The organism is Candidatus Sordicultor fermentans, assembly GCF_012728195.1.
GTDB lineage: Bacteria > Atribacterota > Atribacteria > Atribacterales > Caldatribacteriaceae > Sordicultor > Sordicultor fermentans.
Genome location: NZ_JAAYFP010000208.1, coordinates 1 through 9,184, shown reverse-complemented (window position 1 = coordinate 9,184; position 9,184 = coordinate 1). Strand labels below are relative to the sequence as shown.

The 9,184-nt window shown below is 44.0% G+C and carries 7 protein-coding genes, 1 pseudogene, 1 riboswitch and 1 other annotated feature; of the genes and pseudogenes, 6 read left to right on the top strand and 2 right to left on the bottom strand.

Annotated elements, in window-relative coordinates:
- Nucleotides 1–208, bottom strand: a pseudogene (locus GXZ17_RS10275) (ISLre2 family transposase); the annotation flags it as partial.
- A gap of 186 nt (nucleotides 209–394) precedes the next feature.
- Here GXZ17_RS10275 and GXZ17_RS10270 point away from each other — a divergent pair.
- Both GXZ17_RS10270 and GXZ17_RS10265 read left to right on the top strand, forming a co-directional pair.
- Nucleotides 395–1,480: a uroporphyrinogen decarboxylase family protein gene (locus GXZ17_RS10270; RefSeq protein WP_409377192.1), complete on the top strand. Its 1,086-nt coding sequence runs from the start codon at nucleotides 395–397 to the stop codon at nucleotides 1,478–1,480.
- 1,451 nt (nucleotides 1,481–2,931) lie between these two features.
- A riboswitch (FMN riboswitch) is annotated at nucleotides 2,932–3,072 on the top strand.
- Between the two features lie 82 nt (nucleotides 3,073–3,154).
- On the top strand, nucleotides 3,155–3,724 hold the full coding sequence (locus GXZ17_RS10265) for an ECF transporter S component (protein ID WP_409377191.1): 570 nt from the start codon (nucleotides 3,155–3,157) through the stop codon (nucleotides 3,722–3,724).
- On the opposite strand, the gene GXZ17_RS10260 is transcribed toward GXZ17_RS10265, so the two are convergent.
- Nucleotides 3,683–4,225, bottom strand: a complete 543-nt coding sequence (locus GXZ17_RS10260) for a methylated-DNA--[protein]-cysteine S-methyltransferase (protein WP_409377190.1) — start codon at nucleotides 4,223–4,225, stop codon at nucleotides 3,683–3,685. The two genes, GXZ17_RS10265 and GXZ17_RS10260, sit on opposite strands and share 42 nt — an antisense overlap.
- A gap of 71 nt (nucleotides 4,226–4,296) precedes the next feature.
- Nucleotides 4,297–4,512: a binding site (T-box leader), on the top strand.
- Nucleotides 4,513–4,559: 47 nt separating this feature from the next.
- On the opposite strand from GXZ17_RS10260, the gene GXZ17_RS10255 reads away from it, so the two are divergent.
- The 4 genes from GXZ17_RS10255 (at nucleotide 4,560) to GXZ17_RS10240 (ending at nucleotide 8,744) form a co-directional block, all read left to right on the top strand.
- Nucleotides 4,560–5,573: an ABC transporter substrate-binding protein gene (locus tag GXZ17_RS10255; protein WP_409377189.1), complete on the top strand. Its 1,014-nt coding sequence runs from the start codon at nucleotides 4,560–4,562 to the stop codon at nucleotides 5,571–5,573.
- Between the two features lie 83 nt (nucleotides 5,574–5,656).
- On the top strand, nucleotides 5,657–6,550 hold the full coding sequence (locus GXZ17_RS10250) for an ABC transporter permease (protein ID WP_409377188.1): 894 nt from the start codon (nucleotides 5,657–5,659) through the stop codon (nucleotides 6,548–6,550).
- Between the two features lie 16 nt (nucleotides 6,551–6,566).
- On the top strand, nucleotides 6,567–7,364 hold the full coding sequence (locus GXZ17_RS10245; protein ID WP_409377193.1) for an ABC transporter ATP-binding protein: 798 nt from the start codon (nucleotides 6,567–6,569) through the stop codon (nucleotides 7,362–7,364).
- A gap of 60 nt (nucleotides 7,365–7,424) precedes the next feature.
- A complete protein-coding gene (locus tag GXZ17_RS10240) occupies nucleotides 7,425–8,744 on the top strand; it encodes a TrpB-like pyridoxal phosphate-dependent enzyme (protein ID WP_409377187.1) in 1,320 nt (439 codons plus the stop codon).
- Nucleotides 8,745–9,184 lie beyond the last annotated feature (440 nt).

The window sequence follows — 9,184 nt, the reverse complement described above, 5'->3', positions numbered from 1 at the left end:
CTTCCCAGCCTTTTCTCTCTTCTTTATGTTCCCATATATACTGGTCTTTAGCTTCTAAGACATCAATTAGGATACCTGTTCCTAACTGGTTCAATTCTTTTCTTAATGTTTCCTGGAAAGTCAGGAAATCCATTTTTCCTTCCAGATGATGGCAAACAGCTTCTATAACCTTCTGGAATCTTTTTAAGGAATGGTATATTATATTCATGAGACCTCACCTCCATATGATTTGTGTGTTTTACAAATATATACCACTAAAACTGGATGGTGAGGTCTCTTTTTTTCTCCTTTCTTTAAAATATTTCTTCTTTAAAACTCCTACGATAAGTTTACACTAACAACGTTGCAAATGATAATATAATAAAAGAAATAAAAGTTAAAGGGGAAAGGCTCTATGACTTCTTATGAGAGAATAATCAATGCTTTAGAAGGAAAGCCCACCGACATTCTTCCCTATATCGATGGTTTTAACTGTTTGGAGGCTCGGCTATCTTTCTTTGGCCCTCAGGTGATGAAAGCAGGGTGGGAAGAAATAGCTCATCTCGAGGCTGAACTTTTCCAGTCTGACTGGGTAATAATCCCTGCTCCTTTGAATATACCAGGTGGCCCCGGTATCTTTTGTGACATAATTTCCGAAGACGATACCCACCTCCTGGCTCGCACTTTCTATGGAGGAATCTGGTACTGGCGCAAAAAGCCCTATCACGCCAAAGCCATTTATAACCCGGTAAATAATCTGGAAGACTGGGAAAGATTGTCCGAGCCTGATGAAGAAAAGCTGAGAAAAAGGATAAGAACCCTCCGAGAACCAGTGAAAAAGCTCAAAGACCGAGGATATTTTGTCACTATGGAGGGCAAAGGAGCTTTTGAGGCTACTTGGATGCTCTTTCGGGGATTTGAAAACACCTTAATGGATATTGTCCTGAATCCCGAGAGAGTGAAGAAAATGTCAGAGCGAGCAGTAAATGCTATCATCAAACTGGGTTTGATGGTAAAAGAAGAGTGTGAAGTAGATGGTATCTGGATAACCGATGATCTCGGGGCACAAAAGGCTCCCTATTTCAGCCCTCAACAATATCGACAGATTTTCAAGGATAATCACCGAAAAATGGTAGAAGCCTTTAAGAAAGCAGGTCTGAAAGTTACCTTTCACTCCCACGGTAATATTATGCCCCTGTTTCAAGATCTGGTAGAGGTGGGATTTGATTCCATCGATCCTCTCGATTCATATGATGGAATGGACTTTCCAGCCCTAAAAAAAGAATTCGGAGAGGCAGTAACTTTAAAAGGAGGAATAAGTTGCACCATTGGCCAGATGAACAAAGAAGAGCTGAAAGAGCACATCGGAGAAGCGGTAAAGATAGGAGGAGACAGAAGATTCATACTCTCAGGAGCAGGAGGAGTTCCCCCGGAGATGACTCTGGAAAACTTTAACCATTATCGAGAACTCATCTACAAAGCTCGTCGGAGTGAACTATGAAAGAAGATCCGGCAATCACAAGAGCCGGGTTTCTCACCGAGAATCGCTCAAGAGCATGGTGTGTTCCTCCTCCCGGGTATAGCGAGAAGCGATTTTACCTATCCCGTAGCTATTCTACAATAATGTCCCTTGGAAAATTCTCAAGAAGTGCCCCTTTGGTAAAGCAAAACGAAGTGATGATAGGATGGCCTACAGCGCTAAAAACAAAAAGACAATTCAAAAGAGAAGCCAGGTCGTGGTTTTTTGGCGCTCTTATGTCCAGATAAGTCGTAGGCTTTGAGATGCCCCTCTACTGCTTGCTGGCAGTGAAAACAAACAACGCCCATGGGGGGGTTCGGCCACCTCCAGCAGATACTCAGCCGACATAAAGTCTTCATCGGCTTTCTTGATTCAGTAGCTGATGATTTCCTCCTTCATACCTCTTTCCCTCAAGATAGGCTTCGTGAACAATGGCAGCTTTTCCTTTTCAAAAACTGCAGAATTCTTTATAAGAATATCAAAAGAGTAGCCGGGAAAAGAAAGGTGGAGGTCATTATAAAGAACGCTCCAGCTTCCTTTCCTTTTTGGGAGAGGAAGCTCTGTATCGATGAGAACCAGCAAATCCCAGTCACTGCTCTTTTGAGGATCCCCTCCACGCTCGGGAACCAAAAAGAATTACTCTCACCTTTTCGATGCCCTCTCGAGAAAGAGCGTCCACAATCACATTTTTACATTTTTAATGGCCATTGCTTCCTCTAACATTTAATACACGCTCCAGAATTTTTTCCGAATATATTCGCTAACTATAAGCATATCACCAAACAACCTGTGACAGAACAATAAGAGACGCTCTCTTCTTCGGGGGTTGTATTTGGCAATATGAATTTGCAGCATTCCGGAAGTTAATTTTCGCAGCACCTTCAATTTCAGAACTAACAGCTTATAGTAGAATGAGGCAAAGGATAACTTGGTTCGGAAAAGACCAGTAAATGTCGATGATGGCGGCTGTTATTTTCTCATCATAAAATATTTTATTCCACTTGCTGAATTCCAAGTTTATGGTAATTTTTATGCTGTACTTTTTAACTTCCGCTGTGCTGTATTTCTATTCTACCAAACACCAAGTAGGTGAAATAGATACAATGCCTCATCAATGTCTCATATAAACACCTTTCATATAAACATACCTACCATACTGGGAGAGTAATCGCAAATATAGTCACGATTGTATCCAGTAATAGCTACCAGGTTATCGAGCCTCTCTTTTTTTCTTTCCTGGATAATTTCTTATATCCTTAATTTCCTTCATAAACAATTTCTCTTCGTGTTTTCAAGAGATACCTCACCTCTAATCCCTCCTTAAGAATATTCTCTTAAGGGAATAATAATTTCACTTTAATTTTAGTTTTAGTTTAGGCAACTCGGCCCCTTGACAGCTCGACCTCTTGCTTTTAAAATAAACACGGTAAAAGAAACTTCTTCAGGGCAGGGTGAGGATTAAACCAATTCCCGACCGGCGGTAAAGGGCAGAAGCTCTGAGCCCGCGAGCCCTCCGGGGTAGATCCGGTGAGAAGCCGGAGCCGACGGTAAAGTCCGGAAGAAAGAAGAAGTAAAGATGAGAAGCATCAAAAGCCCTGGAAGTTCAAGTTTCCAGGGCTTTTTTTGACCCTGGAGAAGAAAAAGGAGGCATTTTTCGTGGAACAAAAAAAGCTGGTTTATGGTGGAGCATTGGCTGGATTATCTCTGGTGGTAAGTTTGTTAATTCATTTTCCTCTTATTCCTCAAGCACCTTTTCTTCTCTATGACCCGGGGGATATCCCCATTTTGGTGGCCGGTTTTAAATTTGGTCCAGGATTGGGCCTATTGTTGACTGCTGTGGTGGCGGTGCTATTTGCGCTAATCACCGGTCAAGGAGGCCCCTGGGGAGTGCTTATGCATTTTTTAGCTACTGGGAGCTATGTGGCTGTGGCTGGTTTTATATATCAAAGACGACGTACCCAAAACGGCGCAATAATCAGTTTAATAGTGGCTCCCCTTTTTATGACTGTGATTATGGCTGGAGCCAATCTGCTCGTAACTCCTCTTTATATGGGGGTGGGAAGAGAAGTAGTCAAGGGGATGCTTCTCCCTGCTATTATCCCTTTCAATCTTTTGAAGGGAGTTATAAATGGAGCCATTACTCTTTTGGTTTATAAGAGAATCAGCAACTTTATAGAAGAGCCTTTATATAAAAGGGGTAAAGCTACTACCCGGGTCCGGTCTTGACTCTATAGAAAGGAGAAGAATTTTAAACCGCAATCCGTAAGTAGAGTACCCTCCCCAGTTGTAGCGAGCGGTGACTCGGTGACAGGGAATTAAAAGAGGCAGGGGATTTTGCCCCAGAGCTCTTCCCACGGCGCGAGAAGCTCGGGGATTTCCTATCTTCTCTGCTAATTGTCCATAAGTGAGTGTTTTTCCGTAGGGGATGGGGGCGGTGGCTTTTAGAACTTCCCGGGTGAAAGGGGTAAGGTCATCTAAATAAAAAGGACAGGAAAAAGAGACGGGGTAACCCTCAAAATAATTCTGAATCGCTTCTTCCAGATAGGGAAAGGGACTTTTTTCCTGGGGACGAAGACAAAAACTAAACCCGGCTTTTTTCTGAAAGATAGATAAAGCTTTTTCCTTGCTTTTCTGGGGCAAGATAAAAGCCCGGAGCCTATCTTCTTGCCAGGAAACGAGAGAAAAGCCAAGCCAGGTTCTCAAATAAGAAAAATAAGCTCTTGACACTCTTTACTTATCCTCACTTCCGAGTATAATTATAGCTAAATTATATAAGAAATATAGCAGAAAAAACAAAAAATAATCCGAAGAAGGGAAAAAGTAGTTTTTGTTACCAATTGCAGAGAGCCGGGAGAGGTGGGAGCCCGGTATTGGAGCAAATACGAATGGGTCCTGGAGGAGTAAACCGAAAGGGATAATTCCGATTAAGGTTTACCGTTTCCCCGATAGAGGAAAAGAGTGGGGTTAGATACCCAAAAAGGGTGGCACCGCGAGCTTTGCCCCTCGTCCCTGTGTGGCGAGGGGCTTTTGTTTATAGAGCCTAAAAAGGAGGTAGGTTAAGGTGAAGAAAATTCTTCTTGTAAGTTTGGTGATACTCCTCGTGGGAATGCTTTCGGTTTGTGGTTGGGGGGAAGAAAAAATCAAAATCGGGATAGTGCAAATAATAGACCACCCTGCTCTTAATAACGTGAGGGATGGGGTAATAGATGCTCTTCTTGAAGTGTATGGCTATATCCCGGGCGAAAACATCGAGTATGACATTCAGTCGGCGCAGGGGGATATGCCCACCGCCAATACCATTGCTCAGAAATTTGTTTCTGAAAAAGTGGATTTAATTGTCTCCATTGCCACACCTGCTTCTCAGGCGGCAGTTAATGCCACTCGAGAGATACCGGTTGTTTTTTCTGCAGTAACTGACCCGGTGAGCGCTGGCCTGGTGAGCAGTTTAGAAAAACCGGGAAGCAATGTGACCGGAGTATCTGACATGGTGCCGGTGGATAGACAGATGTATCTCATAAAATTTCTGTTCCCCGATGCTAAAAAGGTGGGCAATCTCTATAACGCTGGAGAGGTAAACTCAGTGGTTACCAATGACATGGCTAAAGAAGCTTGCGCTGAGCTGGGTATGGAAATTCTGGAAGCCACAGTAGCTACCACTGCCGATGTATCCATGGCTGCGAGATCCTTAGTGGGGAAAGTGGACGCTATATATGTGGCCACTGATAATACAGTGATAAGCGCTTTAGATACGGTGGCTAAAGTTTGTGAGGATAACAAAATTCCTCTCTTTCTGGCTGACCCCACCACAGTAAGCCAGGGAGCACTTTTAGCTCTGGGTTTTGATTACTATCTCCATGGTCGGCAAACAGCCGATTTGGTGGCCCGGATTCTTCAAGGGGAAAACCCAGGAGAGATACCGGTGGAGTTTGCCAGGAAATTAAAACTTTTGTTTAATCCACGAACGGTGGAAGTACTGGGTCTGGATGAGGAAGAATTTACATCTAAGCTTAACGCTTTTATAGAAGACATGAAGGCTCAGGGAGTGGAAGTTTCTCTGGAAGCATTGCCAGAGTGATAATCAAGAGGGGAGAAGCAAAATACTTCTCCCCTTTAAAGCTAAAGAGGAGGTAGCCTATTAGCAATTTTTTCCTTTACAGCTTGCAAGAAGGTTTATTGTTTGGGATATTGGCTCTGGGGGTGTTCATCACTTTTCGGTGTCTTGATTTTCCCGACCTCACCGTAGACGGTAGCTATCCCTTAGGGGCGGCAGTTTTTGCTGTCATGATATATCACGGTTTTGGTGCAGGATGGGCGATGTTAGCTGCTTTTTTAGCTGGAGCTTTAGCCGGGGCTTTCACCGGTTTTTTGCACACTTTTTCTCGTATTCCTGCTCTTCTTTCCGGGATATTAACCATGACCTGTCTTTATTCTATAAATCTCCGAATTATGGGAAGGCCAAATATCTCTCTCTCGGAAAATCTGGGGCATCGAACTATTTTTGTTATTTTACGAGATTGGTTTCCGGAAGTGCCAGAAGCTTATCTCCGCCTGGCGTTTTTACTGTTCTTAATTGTGGGTATCAAGCTCTTATTGGACTTTTTTTTAGGAACAGAAATCGGCTTGTCTATTAGGGCCACAGGAGATAACGAAACTCTGGTAGAGTCGCAGGGTGTGAACCCTGACTCTATGAAGCTAATCGGGGTTAGTGTCTCCAATGCTCTCGTAGCCTTTTCGGGAGCCATGTTTGCTCAACATCAAGGGTTTGTGGATGTGAATATGGGTATTGGCATGGTGGTTTCGGGCCTGGCCTCGGTGATTGTGGGAGAGGTGTTGATGCGGGGAAAGACAATTTTTGTTATGACTCTCCAGGTAATAGTGGGCTCGATAGTTTATCGGTTAGCTACTGCTGTAGCTCTCAATTGGGGTTATAACATCGGGTTTAAGCCCTATGACCTGAAGCTATTTACCGGCCTTATAGTGATTATTATTCTTTCTTACCCTGCTGTGCAAGAAAGATTTTCCCGGAGGGCGAGGACAAAACAAAATGGATAACAGAGAAAATAAGGTAATGCTACAACTGGAAAATGTGAATAAATATTTTTTCCGTTACACTCAGGATGAGCAATGGGCAGTTCGTAATCTAAACCTGAAAATCTCAGAAGGACAGTTTGTGACTGTGGTAGGGAGTAACGGTGCAGGCAAGACCACCCTTCTTAACCTGATAAGCGGTAGTTATTTGCCTGATAGTGGGAAGATAATGATAAACGGGGAGGATGTAACTAATCTTCCCGCTTACCGCCGGGCTCCTTATATAGGGAGGGTATTCCAGAACACTTTTCAAGGTACCGCTCCCTCTCTGACCATTGAAGAAAATCTATCTCTTGCCTACCTCAAAGGCAAAAGGAAAGGTCTGCGTCCGGCTATAAACGATGAGGTAAAGAAATTTTTTCAAGAGAAGCTTGCCGATGTGGGCCTGGGTCTGGAGAAAAGACTGCGAGAGCGGGTGGGGTTACTCTCTGGTGGGCAAAGACAGGCACTGGCTCTGGTTATGGCTACTTTTGGTCATCCCAAAATTCTTCTTCTCGATGAGCACACCGCTAATTTAGACCCCAAGACGGGAGAGAAAATTATGGAGCTTACTAATAAGTTGATTGAAGAAAACACCCTCACTGCTTTAATGGTTACCCACAATTTGCAAAGCGCTTTGAGCTTTGGAGACCGTACTCTGATGATGGATGAAGGAGAGATAGTTCTTGACCTTGTAGGAGAAGAAAGGAAGAAGATGACTATCGAAGAGCTTCTGGAGAGGTTCAGCGAGCTGAGACACAAAAAATTTACCGAAGACCGAGCATTGTTATCTTCTTAAAAACTAAAAAAATTCGCTTTACTCTTTTAGAGAGTGAGCGCTAGAAAGGAGAGAAGGTATATGGAAGAGAGCAAGATAATATTAAGTGAAAGAGAGATACCTACTACCTGGTATAATATCATCCCCGATTTACCCTGTCCTCTGGAGCCTCCTCTCAATCCTGTTACTAAAGAACCAGCTAGGCCGGAAGATTTTTTACCCATCTTTCCTCCCAGCTTGATCGAACAGGAGATGAGCGGAGAAAGGTTTATAGACATTCCGGGGGAGATTTTGGATATTTATTCTCTCTGGCGTCCCACTCCTCTTATTAGAGCCCGGCGCCTGGAAGAAGCCCTTGGAACCCCTGCCCGTATTTACTATAAGTATGAAGGAGTGAGCCCGGCGGGGAGCCACAAACCCAATACCGCTGTGCCTCAGGTTTATTATAATAAAAAGGACGGCACAAAGAGATTAACCACTGAAACCGGTGCTGGCCAGTGGGGGTCGGCTCTGGCGATGGCCTGCCAGTTTTTTGGCCTGGAATGTACCATTTATATGGTGCGAGTGAGCTATGAACAAAAGCCCTACCGGCGAGTTTTAATGCAGACCTGGGGAGGAGAGGTTTACTCCAGCCCCAGCTCCCAGACTAACATAGGAAGAGAAGTGTTAGCTAAAGATCCCGACTCCCTGGGAAGCCTGGGGATAGCTATCAGCGAAGCTATTGAAGATGCCACCTCCACTCCTAATTCTAAATATAGTCTGGGTAGTGTGCTCAATCATGTTCTCTTGCACCAGACCATTGTGGGAGAAGAAGCTAAGCTGCAGCTGGAAAAAGCAGGAGAAAAATACCCCGATATTATAATTGGCTGTGTGGGAGGAGGAAGCAATTTTGGAGGTATCCTTTTCCCTTTCATGCGGGATAAATTAAAAGGAGAAAAGGACTTTCGAGCTATTGCAGCAGAGCCGGTAGCCTGTTCCTCTTTTTTACGGGGGAAATATGAATATGATTATGCAGATGTGGCTCGCACCACTCCTCTTTTGAAAATGTACACCTTAGGACATGACTTTATTCCTCCTGGAATCCATGCCGGGGGCTTAAGGTATCATGGCATGTCGCCCATTTTGAGCCTGCTTTACAACCTGGGCTTTTTAGAAGCCCAATCTTACCAGCAAAAGGCGATTTTTGAAGCTGCTATGCTTTTTGCTCGTACTGAAGGGATAGTGGTGGCTCCCGAAAGCGCTCATGCTATAAAGGCAGCAATAGAAGAAGCCCAAAAGTGCACTCAAGAAGGAGAAGAGAAAGTTATTCTCTTTAACCTGAGTGGCCATGGCTTTTTAGACTTAGGAGCTTACGACCTCTACATCAACGAGGGTCTTCCTGATATAAACCACGAATCGTAGAAGTTGAGCTCTATTTAAGTATGGTAGCTTATTTATTCCCCTCCGGTTGGGAGTTTCTTTTATCTGGAGGGCTGATGTTAAGGAAATTACAAATGGGGGATGCTTTCTCTGTAGCCGAGCTATAAGGGAGCATCCTCTATAACCTCTTTCTTGTTTATCCTCTTGCATGCTCTATCGGGTATAAAGGAAGGCGCTCTATAGCCTTCCTTCTTTTTTTTCGCCACCCTGAATGCCTCTGTCACCGCCTTGTCTCTCATTCCTGAATGGTTCTACGAGGGGTCTAAATTATTTAAGAGCAAAAAACATGGATTCCCACCTCCTCGTCACCCCGGCAATCTTCAAGCCGGGGTCCATGGTATTTAAAAGTATTTGGATGCCTGATAAAAAATTTCAGGCATGACAAAAAGAGAAGCCCTCGGAGGGAGAGGGACGGTTTAGAG

Bases quoted from the DNA above. Each gene is read 5' to 3' on its own strand.
- GXZ17_RS10270 (WP_409377192.1), top strand. From the start codon at position 395: ATGACTTCTTATGAGAGAATAATCAATGCTTTAGAAGGAAAGCCCACC.
- GXZ17_RS10240 (WP_409377187.1), top strand. From the start codon at position 7,425: ATGGAAGAGAGCAAGATAATATTAAGTGAAAGAGAGATACCTACTACC.
- GXZ17_RS10245 (WP_409377193.1), top strand. From the start codon at position 6,567: ATGCTACAACTGGAAAATGTGAATAAATATTTTTTCCGTTACACTCAG.